Genomic DNA, 16732 nt, shown 5'->3' with positions numbered 1-16732 from the left:
AGATGACAGAAATACAGCTACTGCTGAAGAGCACCATTGATGAGCTTAATGTGAAAGAGAAGCGCGACAACCGTCCGCGCTTTAGCATTAGCTTTATTCGCAACCATCCATGGCTTTTTGTCGCCATGTACGCGGCTTTCCTGGCCACGCTTATTGTGATGCTACGTTCAGAAACGCTGGTAGATTCTGTCTGGCTGTTAATTGTGTTATTTGTTCTGCTAAACGGTTTCTTCTTCTTCGACGTCTACCCGCGCTATCGTTATGAAGATATTGACGTTCTTGATTTCCGCGTGTGCTACAACGGTGAGTGGTACAACACCCGATTTGTCCCTGAGCAGCTGCTTGAACGCATCCTGCAATCGCCACGCGTCGGCGGCGAACAAAAGGCTCAGCTACAAAAAATGATCGCCACCAAAGGCGAACTCTCCTTTTACGATGTATTTTCTCTTACCCGCGTCGGTCCAGCGCAATAAGACGGTTCAGCGTGCGTACCGCGGCCCTAAAATGCGAGGCGGACGTATTACCGTAGCCCAGAACAAAGCCGCTTCGCGCCGTTTTTACATCGAGGTAAAAACGGCTTAACGCCCCGGGTGCCAGCTGAAACCGCCGGGCCTGCTGCACAATCGCCAGGTCATCCACGTTGTCGATAGCAACGGTCAGGTGCAGGCCCCCCTCGCCGCCAAACAGTTCATAAGGATGCCTGAGCTCTTGAGCCAGAATCTCCCGCAGCTGCTGCTGACGTTTGCGGTATAAACGGCGCATGGCGGCTAAATGACGTGCGTAGTGCCCCTCCTCAATGAACAACGCCAGCGCCCTCTGTTCGGCCCGATGGCCGCCGCGTAATAGCGAACCAATGGCGCCACGTGCGGCCTCCGCCAGCGCGGGAGGCATCACCATAAAGCCAATGCGCAGCGCCGGAAATAGCGTTTTGCTGAATGTCCCCAGATAAACCACCGGCGCCTGCCTGGCCATCCCCAGCATGGCCGGAATGGGCTCACCGCTGTAGCGAAACTCGCTGTCGTAATCATCTTCAATAATCCATGAATCATGCCGGCGGGCATACTCCAGTAGCGCCAGTCGCCTCCCGGCGCTCATCACTGCCCCGCAGGGGTATTGATGGGAAGGTGAAGTAAAGATCAATCGCGGCGCTTCACTATCATTATGGCTATCAAAACGCATCCCTTCATGATCAACCGGCACGCCCTCTATATGAAGTCCGGATTTGAGAAAGATGCTTTTTGCTCCCGGATAGCCGGGTTCTTCTACCCATGCCGTATCGCCAGCAACGCTCAGCAAATGCGTGCATAAATCGACGCCTTCCAGCGCACCTTCCGTAATCACAATCTGGCTGGCTTCACAGCGGATCCCCCGCGAGAGCGCAAGGTGGCGGGCAATGGCTTTTCGCAGTACGAGCTCTCCCTGCGCATCGCCGTAGCCCAATAATGCGCTTCCCTCCTCACGCAGTACGCGATCCAGGAGCCGGCGCCAGATGGAAAGCGGAAAGTAGTTAACCGCAGGCATTCCCGGCGTAAAGAGCAGCGTGGGTGAATCACGATGGATTGCCGCCGGTAATCCCTGTAAGTATTCAGGGAGCACAATATGGCGCGCCTCAACGTCCCCCTCTCCCTGAGTTCCTAAAGGCGCGACGGACGTCCCCTGGCGGCTACGTAATAAATACCCCTCTATCGCCAGCTGCTCCAGCGCGCCGTTGACGGTGTTGCGCGACAGCCCCAGACGCAGGGCCATGGCGCGCGAGCCGGGTAAACGGCTATCACCTGCCAGCGCCCCCTGCAAAATCGCCTCGCGTAGTGTCTGATAGAGCGTACGCTGCAGGGTTCCACCTCCCCTGCCGCGCAGGGCCTGCTCCAGTAAAGCAAAAAAAGCATCATCCGGAATATTCATCATCGCTCCTCGTGGCACCCTAAAAACATACTCCTGTGGCTCTTTTTATGGAACCAACAAGCGCCTAATCTCGCAGCATTCACCTGCCAAAGGAAAACCTCATGAGCCATCTTAATCAATTCGATCAACCCGTTGGCGCAGCCCTGCCCGACTGGCAGCCCCGTCCGCATCCTGAAAGGTTGAATCTGCAAGGTCGCCTTTGCCGCCTTGAGCCATTGCGCTCCACGCATGCCGGTGCGCTGTTTGACGCCCATCGGCTGGCCCCGGACACCCGAAGCTGGACGTGGCTGCTGCGTGAGCCGGATAACAGCGTAGAGGAATACCGCGCGTGGATAGAGCACGTTTCCGGGCAGGCCGATCCCATCCACTTTGCCGTGATAGATCAACGGACAGACCAGCCCGTTGGCTCACTGGCGCTGATGAGAATCGATGCTAAAAATGGCGTTGTTGAAGTCGGCCACGTTCACTTCTCGCCTTTACTAAGCCGGACGGCGATGGCCACCGAGGCCCAATGGCTGCTGATGCATTATATTTTTGCAACGCTCGGCTATCGTCGCTACGAGTGGAAATGCAACAGTTTGAACGAGCCTTCACGCCGGGCGGCGCTGCGGCTGGGATTTCAGTATGAGGGGCGTTTTCGTCAGGCGCTGGTGATAAAGGGCCACAACCGCGATACCGACTGGTTTTCGATTATCGATTCCGAGTGGCCGCATATTGACAAGGCAATGCAGCAGTGGCTGGCCGCCGACAACTTTAGCGCCGACGGCCGGCAGTTACGAACGCTGGAGAGCTTCCGTTAACGTCTCTTCTTGCGCCCCTGGACGGCCTTAAAGCGAGGATTACTTTTGCAGATAACGTACAGCCGCCCTTTACGCTTGACGATCTGGCAATCCGGGTGGCGCTGTTTCGCGCTACGCAATGAGTTGAGCACCTGCATTATTTACTCCTTTTCGCATCAATAAAACCGCCGAAGCGCTGGCGGAAACGCGCGGTGCTGCCTTCATTGTTGAAGGCCTTCTGTTTGCCGGTGTAATACGGATGCGATTTGGAGGAGACATCGAGCGTTACGTAGGGATACGTCTCGCCTTCCAGCTCAATTTCGCGCTCGGTACGGATCGTTGATCCAACTTTGAAGTATTCGTTGGCGCTGGTATCGTGAAAAACCACCGTACGATAATGCGGATGAATATTGGGTTTCATAGCGACCTCAATAATTACGTTATAACATAACATCATGGTACGCCGGGTGAATACAAAGATCAACCCTGAGAATGGAAGGGGCTAAAGGGCGGCGCAGGCCGCCCGTTGCGGATTAAGGATTAAGCTGATGCGCCAGCGCTCTGAGCTGTTCGGCAATAGACTGCAGGTTTTTGCCCGGCTCCGTTTTCGGCCCGGTAGAGTGGCGCACGACCAGACGAGCCGGAAGGATAGAGGAAGTATGAGATGTCTCGTGATCGCCGCTATCGAGAAGGCGCCGGACGGCCTCTTTTCCTTGTAAATCAAGATCCAGCGAAACGGTGGTGAGCGCCGGGTAAAAGAACGAACTCTCATAGGTGTCATCATAACCAATAACCGATTTTTCCCCCGGAATCGGCACCTGGTGCTGGTGAAACGCGCTCAGTACGCCCAGCGCCATCTGATCGTTACCCACCAGAACGGCGGTAAAGTTTGGCGTCTCCCGCAGCATTTGCAGCGCGCCGGCATAGCCGCTCTGCGCATCCCAGTTACCGCGAATCACCGTGACCGGCTGCAGGCCATATCCCTCAAGGGTCTCAATCCAGCTTTTCAGACGCAGTTTGGCCGATACCGAGCTTTCCGGGCCGGCTAGCAGCGCGATCTCCCGATGCCCCATTTCATAGAGATATTTGACGCTGGCCCGGGTGCCGTCAGCCGGGTTAAACGAAACGTTAAACACGGAGCTGTAGGGGTCAACATCTAAAAACAGACAGACGATATCATCGTTATCATCGGCAATTTTTTGAGCCAGTTCAGTCTCCAGCGGCACGTTGATGATGACCTTATCTACCAGCTGAGACTTAAGTTCATTAATGGAATCTTGAATACTTTGGTTGACGCTCTCATCAATCATAGAGATGAGCACCTGATAGCCTTCCACATTCGCATAGCGTTTTACCGCAGCAGCCACCTGAGAAGGCGCGTGCAATGCGAGGGAGATGGTGACCAGGCCCACGGTGCGGCTTTGCTTTCCTACCAGCTGTTGTGCCAGGCGGTTTGGGACATAGCGCAGCGCCTCGATGGATTTCTCCACCTTGCTGCGTGTGGCTTTGGATACATTAGCAGATTTGTTGAGTACCCTGGACACGGTCTGATAGGAGACGCCCGCATGGCGAGCAACGTCTTCTAAGGTCGCGCTTTTAGACTTCATAGTCCGGTTCCTTATGTTGTTATCCCTGGATTGTAACAGGGGCAATGTGAAAAAACGCTCATCACCGCGTCCCCCGAACCACAATCATCACAAAAAGTATTACGCTCACAATACAACAAATTGTGAATAGACTCACTAGTCGTAACAAAACCCGCCAATTTATTTGCAGTTAATCACAATATAGCGATCATTCAATTGCCTGAATTCTGGTTTAGGCATTTTATGACATCGGTTATGTGAACGTAATACAAAACAATAAGAGGATAGACATGAACACTACGCTGCGCACACTCTCCGCTGCGTTGGCCGCTGCGCTGATTTCACCATCCGTGTTTGCTGCTTCCGCCACGCTTCCGGGTATCGATTTTCATGGCTATATGCGCGCCGGGGTTGGGGTCTCCGGCGACGGTAGTCAGGCCGAATGGCAAAAAAACAAAATTGGCCGTCTGGGTAATGAGTCCGATACCTACGGCGAGCTGGAGCTGGGATCAGAGGTCTATAAGAAGAATGACGTGAGCTTCTATCTTGATAGCATGGTCAGCATGGTCTCTGACGGTTCTAACGATAACGAAACCACGCTCGATGATGATGCCCAATTCGGCCTGCGCCAGCTCAACCTGCAAATCAAAGGGCTGGTCCCCGGCGATCCGAACGCGGTCATTTGGGGCGGTAAACGCTACTACCAGCGCCACGATCTCCACATCATTGATACCAAATACTGGAACATTTCCGGATCCGGTGCCGGGATCGAAAACTATACGCTCGGCCCGGGGGCCGTTTCATTTGCCTGGATCCGCGGCGATGCCAATGACGTCGACTACCGCGTCGATGGCGACAGCAACGTCAACATTAACTACCTAGACCTGCGCTACGCAGGCTGGAAGCCTTGGGCCGGTTCGTGGACCGAATTTGGTATCGACTACGCGATGCCGAATACCACTAAAAAGCAGGACTCCTACGGTGGTCTATACGATGCTGAAAACGGCGTCATGCTGACCGGTGAAATCAGCCAGGATATGCTGGGTGGTTACAACAAAACGGTGCTGCAGTACGCCAACAAAGGGCTGGCGCAGAACATGGTTTCCCAGGGCGGCGGCTGGTACGACATGTGGAACTACGTCAATGACGCCACCGGATACCGCGTGATTAATACCGGTTTAATTCCGATTACCGAAAAGTTCTCCATTAACCACGTTCTCACCTGGGGCTCCGCGGACAACATCACCGATTACACGGATAAAACGCGCATGCTGTCGCTGGTGGCTCGTGGGCAGTATCAGTTCACCGAATACGTGCGCCTGATTGGCGAAGTGGGCGGCTTTTACCAAAAAGATAGCTACAAGAACAATACTGATTATAAGCAGGCCGGTGAGAAATATACCATCGCGCTGGGCCTGGCCGATGGCCCTGACTTTATGTCTCGCCCGGAACTGCGCATTTTCGCTTCGTATCTGAATGACTCTGAAAACGGTAAACCGTTCGAAGATCAAACTGCCAATAATACGTGGAACTTTGGTGTACAGGTCGAGGCCTGGTGGTAGCCGTCATTTAACTGTTTTATCTCCAGCTGTAAGGTCGTTAATTACCCTCCGGTAATCATTATTGCCATTGAATGCTTTGTTTTCTTTTCGGGATAACTCATTATTGCGTTATCCCGTTTTATTTTATTTACGGCTGGCAAAGTGTTCGTCAAGTAATTGACGCAAAGCATCCGACTGTTTACCGAAAATAGCATGCACCTGCTGCCCAAGGATAATAACGCCAAGCGCTCCCTGCTGCTGTAGTGCCTGAGAGTCAACAATCGACAGATTATTCACCGTGACGCGTAAGCGGGTGATACAGGCGTCAACGTTGACAATATTCGCCTCGCCGCCAAAAGCCTGAATTAAACGTTCAATCTGTTGTTGTTCCGTCGGGCTTAACGTTACCGCCGGACGAGACTGGGAGAAGTAATTCAGAAAGGATTTTAAACTCACCATAATAGACTCCTGATAAGCAGATAAAAAAACGCCTGCTCTTGCGAGCAGGCGTGGATAGAGAAAAATTACGCGTGACGGCTGAGGATGCGGCAATCCCACGCTTTTAAGGTCAACGGCGCGTTCAGTGCCGTGCCGGTGAGGCTGTCCTGATAGCCCTGCGGTAAGGTCACCTGCTGCTGCTGCGCGCTGTAGTTTTGCAGGAATACGTAGGTGGTCTCACCGTCCGTCCGTGCGGTCGCCACCACGCCCGGCGGGAAATCGGCCGCCACCGCACGCGGCAGCGACAGCTCTTTACTTATGGCGGTGAAGAAGTCCCGCTGGAAAGCCAGATCGTTGCGCGAAGCGACGTGCCAGGCCTTACCTTTACCCACGTGATTGACGGTAACCGCCGGTCTTCCCGCGTAAAAATCATCGCGGTAGGTCGCCAGCGGCTGCGCCGTTTCGGCATGGATCAGTTCACACAGATGGCGTACCTGATACGGTCCCTGCAGGCCCCCTTCATTGCCCGCCAGCCCCTGTACCAGGTTGCGTTCGCCGTCGTTCAGGCAGTCAATCTCTTCCGCCCAAATGCCCAGCAGTTTACGCAGCGGGCCCGGGAAACCGCCGAGATGGCAAAGGTCGGATTCGTTAACAATACCCGTCCAGTATGTTGTAACTAAATAACCACCGTTAGCCACAAACGCTTCGGCGCGTTCGGCAAATCCCTCACGAACCATATACAGCATTGGCGCAATGACCAGTTGATAAGGACTCAGGTCAACGTCAGCATCGATAACATCAACCGCAATCCCCTGCTCCCAGAACGGACGATAATGTTCGTTGACGGTATTTTCATACTCCATGCCGAGATTTCGCGGCCCCTGTGCATCATCCAGCGCCCAGCGGTTTTGCTGGTCGAAGATAATCGCCACTTTCGCATCCGTCCGGCAGCCCACGACGCCCGGCAGCTGGCTTAGCATCTCGCCGAGCGCCGTCACTTCACGACCCACGCGCGTATCCAGATGACCGACATGATCGATAATCGCGCCATGAAACTTCTCAACCGAACCGCGGCTCTTACGCCACTGGAAGTACTGCACCGAATCCGCGCCGTGCGCCACCGCCTGCAGAGAAGAGAGAATATGCATTCCCGGTTTCTTTAGCTTACTGGTCGGCTGCCAGTTGGTCGCGCTCGGGGTGGATTCCATTAATACAAACGGTTTGCCGCCCTTCAGGCTGCGCATCATGTCATGATACATGGCGGTGTAGCAGGCCAGCGTGGTTTCATCTTTATCACGGTGCCACATGGGGTAGCTGTCCCATGAGATAAAGTCCAGCACCTTCGCCAGTTGCCAGTAGTCGTAATCGTAGAAATACTCCATAAAGTTGGTTGTTACCGGCAGCGCAGCATTCGCCGCTTTCAGCGGCACAATTTCGTGGCGGCAGAAGTCCGTCACCTGAGCGGTATTAAAGCGATGCCAGTCCAGGTTCAGACCATGAATGGAGACTTCCCCCTGCGGGGCCGGAGATTCGATCTGCGACCAGTCGCTGTAGGTGTGGCTCCAGAAGGTGCTCCACCAGGCGTGATTGAGGTTATCCAGCGTTTCATAGCGCGCTTTCAGCCAGTCGCGGAAACGCTCCTGGCACAGGCTACAGTGGCACTCTCCGCCGTATTCATTGGAGATATGCCAGCCCAGCACCGCGGGATGCTGCGAGTAGCGCTCCGCCAGCAGGGAATTTATTTTCAGGGTTTTATCACGGTAGACCGGCGACGACATACAGTGGTTATGACGTCCACCGTGCAGCGCAGGCACCCGATCGCGACCGACGCGCAGGACCTGAGGATATTTCTGCGACATCCAGGCCGGGCGCGCGCCGCTTGGGGTCGCGAGAAAGACATGAATGCCGGCGGCATAGAGTTTATCCAGGATACTGTCCAACCAGCCAAACTCAAATACGCCTTCCTGAGGTTCAAGTTTCGCCCAGCTAAATATCCCTACCGACATGACATTACATTTTGCCTGCTGCATCATGGCAATATCTTTATCGATAATATCGGGATAGTTCTCCCACTGCTCGGGGTTATAGTCGGCGCCATGCAATAGCGCATTGACCTTCGGACTCAAAGGCGCAAATTTTTTCATAATAAACATCCTGAAGTGTAAAGCTGAATAATTAATTGAATACCTTCATCGACGGCAATGCTTTTCCCTGGCAATCAAACAGCGCCTGATTTTCCCGGGCATTCCCCTCTTTCCATTCATCATGGATATATTTCATTCCGGCAGGCGTCGCCCAGGTATTTCCCGGTACGGCAATCCACGTCGGCTCCCAATAAAAAATACCTTTACCGCGGTGGTCCGGTACGTCCGCAACGGCCTGCATTAAGTCGTGAATATAATTATATTGCCCCTGTACGGTGGCAGGATAACCGCCATCCTTTTCCTCTTTCGCCTGGAAACTATTTTCGGCGTTGTCGCAGTTTTCCAGGGTATAGGCGTAAGCGGCTTCCACCACTATCACGTCTTTGTTATAGCGCTTGCTGATATCGTCCATATTGGCTTTCAGCGCGCTAATCGGACCATTCCAGTAGGTGTACATCGACAGACCAATGATGTCGTAAGGCACGTTGCGCTTGCTGATTTCATCAAACCACCAGCGGAAGGTGTCGTTTTTCGTGCCTTCGGCCAGATGAAGCATAATTTTAATCTGCTCGCCGCCGGTGAGGTTTTCCTTCAGGCCGTCAATGGCGGCGTTAAGCAGCCCCGCCAGGCGATCGAACTCGCCGCCGCCCTGCCCCCAGCTTTTGCCCTCCGGCCACAGCATACCGCCGTTGATCTCGTTGCCGATCTGGACCATATCCGGCAGCACCCCCTCCTGCTTAAAGCGGGCAATCGTGTCGCGGGTGTAGTCGTGGATCGTGGTTTTCAGCTGCGGATAATCCATTTTCTCCCAGGCCTTCGGCTTGAACTGCTTGCCCGGATCGGTCCAGAAATCGCTGTAGTGAAAATCAAGCAGCAGCTTCATACCCTGCGCTTTTGCGCGCTTCGCCAGCGCCAGCGTCGCCGCCAGATCGTTATCGCCGCCGCCGTAACGCTGACCCTGGGCGTCTTTTGGATCCACCCACAGGCGCAGGCGAACATAGTTCACGCCGTCGGCCTTCAGAATCGCGATCGGATCCTGCGGCTGATTGTTGTGGTTAAAGAACTTCGCGCCGTGCTTTTCCGCATCCAGCAGCGTGGAGATATCCGCGCCTTTAATAAAATCAGCGGGCATATTGCTAAACGCCTTCGTTTGCAGCGCGTCTGCCGCCAGCGTACCGGCGGAAAAACAGCATGCCAGAGAAACAGCAAGCCACGCGGGTGTTAATCTTTTCATGGGGTTATCCTTTTGTACTGCCTGAGGTGAGGCCGGAAACAAAGTATTTTTGTAGCGCCAGATAGAGAATCGCCACCGGGACGGCAATCAGCACCGCGCCCGCCGCATAGGTGGTGTAGCTGGCGCCCATTTTCTGCGCCACCAGGTTATACAGGCCAATCGGCAGCGTGTATTTATCCGGGGTACGCAAAATGGTGCTGGAGAGGATGAAATCCCCCAGCGGGCCGGTAAATGAAAACAGCGCCACCACCGCCAGAATCGGCTTCGACAGCGGCATAATGATTTCGATAAAGATGCGGAAGCTGCTGGCGCCATCCATCCGCGCGGATTCATCCAGATCTTTGGGGATCGCGTCCAGATACCCCTTCATGAGCCAGGTATTCATCGGGATCATGCCGCCAACGTAGATCAGCACCAGCGCCAGATGGCTGTTGATCAACCCCAGCAGCTGAGAGAGAACAAAGATCGCAATCAGCGCCGAGAACTGCGGGATCATCTGCAGCAGCAGAAACAGCATCAGCCCGTTCTGCCGCCCTTTGAAACGAAACCGAGAGAACGCATAGGCCGTGAAGCTCACGCTGATTAAGGTCAACACCATGGTCATGAAGCTGATTTTCATCGAGTTCCAGTACCAGGTGAGATAATTCACATTGCCGTTAAACAGATCCGCGTAATGCTGGAACGACAGGTTTTCAGGAATAATCGACGTACTCAGCAGACTGTTCCCGGCGTTCAGAGACGCCCCTACCGTCCAGACCAGCGGATATATAATGATCGTCGATACAAAGAGGACCACCAGCCAGGTGAGAGACAGGCGAATCCACTTTTCGCGTTTAATACTCGGTGATTTAGCCATGTTGCTTCCCTTACGCCATGTCGTCGTTTTTGAAGGATTTCGTGGCGCGGAACTGCCACAACGCCAGGCCGACGACAAAAATCGACAGCAGAATCGTGATGGTGGCCGCGATGGCGTATTGCGAAGACGACATCGTTAATTTGTAGATCCACGACACCAGAATATCCGTACCGCCGGCATTCGACCCGGCTACCGCCGGTCCGCCGTTATTGAACAGGTAGATGATATTGAAGTTGTTAAAGTTGAAGGTGTACTGAGTGATGATGATCGGCGCAATGGAGTAGAGCACCAGCGGCAGAGTAATGGTCCGCAGGCGGGTAAACGCGCTGGCGCCGTCCATGGTGGCCGCTTCATACAGATCGTCCGGGATCGCCTGCAGGACGCCGGTGGTCATGGCGAAAACAAACGGAAAGCCCAGCCAGGTTTGCATCATGATCAGCGCCGTTTTAGTCCAGAACGGGTCGGTCAGCCAGGCCTTCGGCGTGATGCCAAAGAAGGACAAAATGGCGTTGTTAATCACCCCGAATGAATCATTGAACATGCCGGCAAAAACCAGAATCGTCACGAAGCCCGGCACCGCCCACGGCAGAATGAAAATTGTGCGGATCATCGGCTTAAAGCGCAGATCTTTCTGGTTGACCAGAATCGCCAGCAGCACGCCGACGGTACATTGCAGGGTCGTCGCCAGCAGCGTCCACACCACCGTCCACTGCAGTACGTCAAAGAAGGTCGAGCGCCAGATGGATAATGTGAAGATATTGATGAAGTTTTTGAATCCCACCCAATCCACCAGCTTCGCCGGCGGCGTGTGATAAAGGTTGTAGTTAGTAAAGGCGATAGCAAAACCAAACAGGATCGGGAAGATGACCACAAACACCAGCAGTATGAAGCCGGGCGTGATCATCAGATACGGGAAACCCTCGCTGAGCAGCATCTGATACTGCTTGCGTACGCTATTCAGCGCCATGCCTTCATCGCGCTTTTTGCCGTTAACCCAGGCATCGCGCAGCGAGAGGAAATAGACCAACAAACCGAATGCGATAATCAGTACGCTGATTATCCCTTCCGCCAGCAGGAAAATAGAGTTATCCCGCGGGACTTCCTCGCCTAAGGTATATAACCCCCACAGGCCTTCGCTGAGAAAGTCATAGAAAATGCTCATAAAACTGCTCAGCAGCACCAGGAAGACAATCCCCTTCAGCCACTGGCGGTGATAAAACTGCCCAAAACCCGGCACGATAGCCAGCAACAGGCCGCACCACGCATGGCGTCCTGCGCCGCGCGCTTCGGCAATATTTTCGCTGGGATTGATAATCACACACGACTCCTTCTGAAAACGGGAGGACGGCCCTCCCGTTCTGTTACATCACCGAATTATTGATTGCTGGCCTGCATGGCTTCGATCTGCATCTTGATCTGCTTTTCAGCGTTATCGAGCGCCGCCTTCGGCTCCTGTTTACCGGTCAGGCTAAGCTCGAGCGCGGCGTTCGCCGGGCCCCATACCTCTCCCATTTCTGGGATCCCGGGCATCGCCGTCGCCCGCGCTGACTGCACCGCCACCGCGCTGGCCTTTTCGTCATTCTTAATCAGCGGATCGTCAATCATGGCCTTCAGCGGCGGGATTTCCCCGGTGGCGACATAGCGCGCTTTCACGTACTGCGGCTGGTTGATGAACTCGATAAACTGCTGCGCCAGCGCTTTATCTTTACTCCACGTCGAGACGACATAGCCCTTCACGCCGAGGAAGGAGCTCATTGGTTTGCCATCCGGCAGCGTCGGCAAAGGCGCGACGCCATAATGAATGCCTGCCGCTTCATACGGCTGGAAGGCCCACGGGCCGTTAATCACCGCAGCCGCTTTCTTCTCGGTGAACAGCGAGTCGATGGCGTTCAGCCCGTTATCGCCGAGGATCCCCGCCGGGAATACCTTGTCGGTGTAGAATTTTTTCAGGAAAGTCACCGCTTCCACCGCGCCTGGCTTATTCAGGCCGACATCCTGCGGGTTGAAGCCGCCTTTGTCGTTTTTGCCAAAGATATAGCCGCCCATTGGGCCAATAGCGCCCCAGCTGTAATAGATCTGGTCAAACTTCGCCAGCAGGCCGTACTTACCCTCTTCGCGCTGCTTCTTCGAATAGTCGAACCAGTCCTGCAGGCTATCCAGCGGCTTATCGATCAGGTCTTTGTTGTAAATCAGCACCAGGGTTTCCACCGCTTTCGGTACGCCGTAAAGCACGTTATCCATATGGAACGCGTTGATTGATGCCGGCGTAAAGGCCTCCTGCTTCGCCGGGTCCAGCGTCAGGGGAGACAGCAGTCCCTGGACGACCGCACCGCCTAGCTGGTCATTAGGGATCACCAGCACGTCCGGGCCAATGCCCGCCGGGCCATCAAGGCGCAGCTTTTCAAGCTGCTGGGCGTACGGCATTTCCTGCACGTTCACCTTAACGTTGAACTGCTTTTCAAAATCGCTTACCGCGGCCTTAATGCCGTCGGATTTTTTGATGTCTTCCCAGACGTTGAGCTGTCCGGCCGCGTGCGCCTGCAGGCTAACCAGCTGCCCGGCAGCCAGAGTAGTAAGGATCAGTGCAGCAAGAGTGTTCTTTTTCATTATCAACCTCATGTGAAGGTATAACAATTTAATGGTTTTTATTGGGCAATGTGACTTCCGAGAATCTTTCAGTTAACTGATAAACGGTGATTCATAAACAAATATGCCGTTATTCCTGATTTGTTTTACGGTACGCTTTGAATGCTGACAAAACTACTGAAAGCTGCCAGTTGTGTGATCGTGATTGCAGAAATGAAACATCGATATAGGGCGCTAAAACTCTGGAAGTTATAGTCACTGCATGATTTTAGTGTCGTTGAGCATCGCCAGGCTGAATTGTTACACGTTATACAAATAATGCGTCACAGCCCAAATCCCAACGGCAAAAACGGCTACTAACCCGGGGAATGTTGATGTCCAATATACGACTGAGGAATGTCACCAAACGGTTCGGCAGTACAGTGACGCTGCATCAGGTAAATCTTGATATTGAAGATGGCGAGTTTGCGGTTTTCGTCGGTCCGTCAGGCTGCGGCAAATCGACGCTACTGCGAATGATTGCCGGTCTCGAAGAGGTGAGCGAAGGTGAAGTGCTTATTGGCGATGAGGTGATGAATGATGTCGTTCCTGCCCATCGCGGCGTCGCCATGGTATTCCAGTCCTATGCGCTCTACCCGCATATGACGGTAGCGGAAAATATGGGCTATGGCCTGAAGGTGAATAAAGTGCCAAAAGATGAAATTCGCCGCCAGGTTGAAATGGTGGCGAAAACGCTGCAGCTCTCTCATCTGCTGGATCGCAAACCTAAGCAGCTTTCCGGCGGCCAGCGCCAGCGCGTGGCGATCGGTCGCGCCATCGTGCGTAATCCACGGGTGTTTATGTTTGATGAACCCCTCTCCAACCTGGATGCCGAGCTGCGCGTTGAGATGCGCCTGCATATTGCTAAACTGCATCATGAACTCAAAACCACCATGGTTTATGTCACCCACGATCAGGTTGAAGCGATGACGCTGGCCGATAAAATCGTGGTGATGAACTACGGCAAAGTTGAGCAGATGGGTTCGCCGATGTCGCTGTATTACAACCCGGTCAATAAGTTCGTTGCGGGATTTATCGGTTCGCCGAAAATGAACTTCCTGCCCGCGACGGTCACCGCATGGCAGCCGGGCCAGCTTAGCGTGAAGATGGCGCAAGATCATAATCTGACGCTTAATATCACCACATCGCCGCTGCAGCCCGGCGCTGCCGTTACCCTCGGTATTCGCCCTGAACATCTCTCAACTGATGTGAATATCGGTACCGTAGTTGAGTTTCAATGTGAAGTCGTGGAGAGACTGGGTAACAACACCTATCTGTTCGGCCAGTGCTACGGCCACGATAACGTCAAAATTCTGCTGCCCGGCGACGTTCATTTCCGTCCATGGCAGAAGATAAGGGTCGCGTTTGACGATCGCTACTGCATGGTCTTCGACGAAAACGACCAGCGGATTAGCGCTGACATCGCTGCCCCGGACGCCCATTAAGCGCAACATATGACTGTCATGATTGCGCTTTAGAATATGAATCTGTGCTGACAACGCTTATTGCCAGCATACCAGCCCTCGTTTTTCTCCGCGACGCTCCAGGCCTTGGGCGTCGCGGTTCATCCACTGTTAGCCCGAATTCGTTGCTATCTTGCGGTTCGGGCCTTTTTCTACCCCGTGCTGAATCCTCTTTTATCTTTCGCGTATACTCATCGAACCCCTCAATAAAATAAGGAAATACTCATGACGACCCGGCATCAGGTGAGTCTGGTTACAGGGGTATTGATACTCGCCATTATCCTGCCGGTCGCGCTGAGCATCTGGCTGGCAATGCAGCAGGCCAAAGAGCAATTTTATAGCGAACTGGACAACTTTTCCGTCCGCGTACTGGCCCGCGTTCAGCAGGTTGCCGATCAGGCAAGAGAGGCGCTGAAGGAAGCTGATGCGCATGCGGCTACCACCTGCAGTCCGCAGCATTTGCTCACGATGCGACGGATCGCCTATACCCATCGCTACGTTCAGGAAGTGCTGTGGTTACATGAGGGTATTCCGCAGTGCTCTTCCCTCGAAGAGCATCAGGTTTCGGTTACCTTTCCTGCTCCCGACCATATCACGGCCGATGGCTACCGTACCTGGCTTACCTCAGTTAACGACCTGGGTCTGAAACATAAAATGACGGCCATGGGCAGCGAGCATCACGTGGTGATGATCGATCCCGTGTCGTTTATCGATGTCATTCCATTAGGCCATGAAAAGATTCACACGCTCTTATTCGGCACGCAGCGCGATCAAATCATCATTAGCAGTAAACCACTCAACGCTGCCGTCTGGGAGAAAATTAAGCATCAGTATGCCAGGACCCTAACCCTCGATAGCACCGTTTATCGTCTTCATCGTCTCCCGGAGCTGGGGCTGGCCATTGCCACCTGGTCCTCGACGGTGCCGCTGCAGAAAAAGCTACATCAGCAGCTGATGCTGTGGCTGCCGATTGGTCTGTTCACCAGCCTTCTGGCCTCATTTCTGCTGCTTCGCCTGCTGCGGAGGCTGCGCTCACCGCGTAATGGGATGCTGGACGCGCTGAATTCTCATGCCATTCAGGTTTATTACCAGCCCATTATTTCGCTGCAGAGTGGAAAGATCGTCGGCGCAGAGGCGCTTGCTCGCTGGAGGCAGCCCGATGGCAGTTTCTTATCACCGGATATTTTTATTCCGCTTGCCGAACAAACCGGGCTGATTACCCGCTTAACCGAAGATATTGTACGGAAAATATTTACCGATCTCGGTACCTGGCTGCGGCAGCGCCCGGAGATACACATCTCGATAAACCTGTCGGTTGATGATTTGCGTTCGCCAAAGCTGCCGATGCTGTTACAAGAGCAGCTTCAGCGCTGGGGCATCAGCGCTCAGCAGATCATTCTGGAAATCACCGAGCGCGGTTTTGTCGACCCGCAAACCACTCTGCCAGTCATCGCCGGCTACCGTCAGGCCGGACACCGTATCTCCATCGATGACTTCGGCACCGGCTATTCCAGCCTGAGCTATTTACAAAAGCTGGACGTTGATACCCTAAAAATCGATAAAGCATTTGTCGATACGCTGGAGTGTGAATCGCTGACGCCGCACATCATTGAAATGGCGAAAGCGCTCAATCTGGCGACCGTCGCAGAAGGCGTCGAAACCGAAAGCCAACGCGACTGGCTGCGCATGCATGGCGTGCTGTATGCACAGGGCTGGCTTTATAGTAAGGCGCTGCCAAAAGAGAAATTTATTCTGTGGGCCGAGAATAACCTTAAGGCGTATTCATCGCCGTCCGGAACACATGATGACTGAGCCTATTTCAGATAGGATTTTATCACCTGCATCACCACATCAAGGTCAGCCTCACGCTGACCTTCTTCCGGCTCCTTCACGACATGATCCGTTAAATGCCCCTGGATAACCTGCATCATCATGCCGTTTACCGCACCGCGAATGGCAGCCAGCTGCTGTAGAACCTCTGCGCATTCATGCTCGCGGTTAAGCATTTTTTCCAGCGCGGCGCTTTGCCCCTGAATTTTCTTCAATCGGGTCAATAACATCTTCTTGTGACGAACGGTATGTGACATTTCGCGATCCACTATTTGATTAATCGATCGTTTCCACTAACGACCCTTGTATGCAATCAGAACAGCATAACATGCCC

Annotated in this window: 16 protein-coding genes; 5 read left to right on the top strand and 11 right to left on the bottom strand. The window is 53.8% G+C overall.

Annotated features, from left to right (window positions below; genetic code table 11):
• Positions 1-2: 2 nt before the first annotated feature.
• Positions 3-473, top strand: a complete 471-nt coding sequence (locus F8562_RS20280; protein WP_014228205.1) for a YlaC family protein — start codon at positions 3-5, stop codon at positions 471-473.
• Here the strand turns inward: F8562_RS20280 and F8562_RS20275 are convergent.
• Positions 448-1902: a PLP-dependent aminotransferase family protein gene (locus F8562_RS20275; protein WP_014837606.1), complete on the bottom strand. Its 1455-nt coding sequence runs from the start codon at positions 1900-1902 to the stop codon at positions 448-450. The genes F8562_RS20280 and F8562_RS20275 overlap by 26 nt on opposite strands.
• A 101-nt stretch (positions 1903-2003) precedes the next feature.
• Here F8562_RS20275 and F8562_RS20270 point away from each other — a divergent pair, with 101 nt between their 5' ends.
• A complete protein-coding gene (locus F8562_RS20270; protein WP_014228203.1) occupies positions 2004-2702 on the top strand; it encodes a GNAT family N-acetyltransferase in 699 nt (232 codons plus the stop codon).
• On the opposite strand, the gene ykgO is transcribed toward F8562_RS20270, so the two are convergent.
• The 3 genes from ykgO to F8562_RS20255 form a co-directional block, all read right to left on the bottom strand.
• Positions 2699-2839: a type B 50S ribosomal protein L36 gene (ykgO, locus tag F8562_RS20265; RefSeq protein WP_003859006.1), complete on the bottom strand. Its 141-nt coding sequence runs from the start codon at positions 2837-2839 to the stop codon at positions 2699-2701. The two genes, F8562_RS20270 and ykgO, sit on opposite strands and share 4 nt — an antisense overlap.
• A complete protein-coding gene (locus F8562_RS20260; protein WP_004848323.1) occupies positions 2839-3102 on the bottom strand; it encodes a type B 50S ribosomal protein L31 in 264 nt (87 codons plus the stop codon). The genes ykgO and F8562_RS20260 overlap by 1 nt, the downstream gene beginning before the upstream one ends.
• A gap of 112 nt (positions 3103-3214) precedes the next feature.
• On the bottom strand, positions 3215-4288 hold the full coding sequence (locus F8562_RS20255; protein WP_014837605.1) for a LacI family DNA-binding transcriptional regulator: 1074 nt from the start codon (positions 4286-4288) through the stop codon (positions 3215-3217).
• 269 nt (positions 4289-4557) lie between these two features.
• On the opposite strand from F8562_RS20255, the gene F8562_RS20250 reads away from it, so the two are divergent.
• Positions 4558-5829, top strand: coding sequence for a maltoporin (locus tag F8562_RS20250; protein WP_014228201.1), 1272 nt, complete (start codon positions 4558-4560; stop codon positions 5827-5829).
• Positions 5830-5952: 123 nt separating this feature from the next.
• On the opposite strand, the gene F8562_RS20245 is transcribed toward F8562_RS20250, so the two are convergent.
• The 6 genes from F8562_RS20245 to F8562_RS20220 all read right to left on the bottom strand — a co-directional run bounded on the left by F8562_RS20245 (position 5953) and on the right by F8562_RS20220 (position 13087).
• Positions 5953-6267, bottom strand: a complete 315-nt coding sequence (locus F8562_RS20245) for a glucose PTS transporter subunit EIIB (protein WP_014837604.1) — start codon at positions 6265-6267, stop codon at positions 5953-5955.
• Between the two features lie 65 nt (positions 6268-6332).
• Positions 6333-8390 carry a beta-galactosidase gene (locus F8562_RS20240; RefSeq protein ID WP_014837603.1) on the bottom strand — a complete coding sequence of 686 codons (2058 nt, stop codon included), beginning with the start codon at positions 8388-8390 and terminating at the stop codon, positions 6333-6335.
• A 31-nt stretch (positions 8391-8421) separates the two neighbouring features.
• Positions 8422-9624, bottom strand: coding sequence for an arabinogalactan endo-beta-1,4-galactanase (locus F8562_RS20235; protein WP_032694156.1), 1203 nt, complete (start codon positions 9622-9624; stop codon positions 8422-8424).
• Positions 9625-9628: 4 nt separating this feature from the next.
• Positions 9629-10480, bottom strand: a complete 852-nt coding sequence (locus tag F8562_RS20230; RefSeq protein ID WP_014837601.1) for a sugar ABC transporter permease — start codon at positions 10478-10480, stop codon at positions 9629-9631.
• A gap of 10 nt (positions 10481-10490) precedes the next feature.
• A complete protein-coding gene (locus F8562_RS20225; RefSeq protein WP_004848312.1) occupies positions 10491-11798 on the bottom strand; it encodes a carbohydrate ABC transporter permease in 1308 nt (435 codons plus the stop codon).
• Between the two features lie 56 nt (positions 11799-11854).
• Complete coding sequence (locus F8562_RS20220) at positions 11855-13087, bottom strand: maltodextrin ABC transporter substrate-binding protein (RefSeq protein ID WP_014837600.1); 1233 nt, start codon at positions 13085-13087, stop codon at positions 11855-11857.
• 353 nt (positions 13088-13440) lie between these two features.
• Between F8562_RS20220 and F8562_RS20215 the strand changes: the two genes are divergently transcribed.
• Positions 13441-14550, top strand: a complete 1110-nt coding sequence (locus tag F8562_RS20215) for an ABC transporter ATP-binding protein (RefSeq protein ID WP_004848307.1) — start codon at positions 13441-13443, stop codon at positions 14548-14550.
• A gap of 243 nt (positions 14551-14793) precedes the next feature.
• The gene (locus F8562_RS20210; protein ID WP_014228196.1) at positions 14794-16380 is read left to right on the top strand and encodes an EAL domain-containing protein; all 1587 of its coding nucleotides are present in this window, start codon (positions 14794-14796) and stop codon (positions 16378-16380) included.
• A 2-nt stretch (positions 16381-16382) separates the two neighbouring features.
• Here F8562_RS20210 and F8562_RS20205 read toward each other — a convergent pair whose 3' ends face one another.
• Complete coding sequence (locus tag F8562_RS20205; protein WP_004129869.1) at positions 16383-16655, bottom strand: metal-sensing transcriptional repressor; 273 nt, start codon at positions 16653-16655, stop codon at positions 16383-16385.
• Between the last annotated feature and the right edge of the window lie 77 nt (positions 16656-16732).

This window comes from Klebsiella sp. RCJ4, assembly GCF_009025755.1.
GTDB classification, from domain to species: Bacteria; Pseudomonadota; Gammaproteobacteria; order Enterobacterales; family Enterobacteriaceae; genus Klebsiella; species Klebsiella michiganensis.
This window is presented reverse-complemented; position numbering and strand designations above follow the sequence as displayed.

Coding starts and splice junctions, on each gene's coding strand:
- F8562_RS20280 (WP_014228205.1), top strand. CDS start 3: ATGACAGAAATACAGCTACTGCTGAAGAGCACCATTGATGAGCTTAAT.
- F8562_RS20275 (WP_014837606.1), bottom strand. CDS start 1,902: ATGAATATTCCGGATGATGCTTTTTTTGCTTTACTGGAGCAGGCCCTG.
- F8562_RS20270 (WP_014228203.1), top strand. CDS start 2,004: ATGAGCCATCTTAATCAATTCGATCAACCCGTTGGCGCAGCCCTGCCC.
- ykgO (WP_003859006.1), bottom strand. CDS start 2,839: ATGCAGGTGCTCAACTCATTGCGTAGCGCGAAACAGCGCCACCCGGAT.
- F8562_RS20260 (WP_004848323.1), bottom strand. CDS start 3,102: ATGAAACCCAATATTCATCCGCATTATCGTACGGTGGTTTTTCACGAT.
- F8562_RS20255 (WP_014837605.1), bottom strand. CDS start 4,288: ATGAAGTCTAAAAGCGCGACCTTAGAAGACGTTGCTCGCCATGCGGGC.
- F8562_RS20250 (WP_014228201.1), top strand. CDS start 4,558: ATGAACACTACGCTGCGCACACTCTCCGCTGCGTTGGCCGCTGCGCTG.
- F8562_RS20245 (WP_014837604.1), bottom strand. CDS start 6,267: ATGGTGAGTTTAAAATCCTTTCTGAATTACTTCTCCCAGTCTCGTCCG.
- F8562_RS20240 (WP_014837603.1), bottom strand. CDS start 8,390: ATGAAAAAATTTGCGCCTTTGAGTCCGAAGGTCAATGCGCTATTGCAT.
- F8562_RS20235 (WP_032694156.1), bottom strand. CDS start 9,624: ATGAAAAGATTAACACCCGCGTGGCTTGCTGTTTCTCTGGCATGCTGT.
- F8562_RS20230 (WP_014837601.1), bottom strand. CDS start 10,480: ATGGCTAAATCACCGAGTATTAAACGCGAAAAGTGGATTCGCCTGTCT.
- F8562_RS20220 (WP_014837600.1), bottom strand. CDS start 13,087: ATGAAAAAGAACACTCTTGCTGCACTGATCCTTACTACTCTGGCTGCC.
- F8562_RS20215 (WP_004848307.1), top strand. CDS start 13,441: ATGTCCAATATACGACTGAGGAATGTCACCAAACGGTTCGGCAGTACA.
- F8562_RS20210 (WP_014228196.1), top strand. CDS start 14,794: ATGACGACCCGGCATCAGGTGAGTCTGGTTACAGGGGTATTGATACTC.
- F8562_RS20205 (WP_004129869.1), bottom strand. CDS start 16,655: ATGTCACATACCGTTCGTCACAAGAAGATGTTATTGACCCGATTGAAG.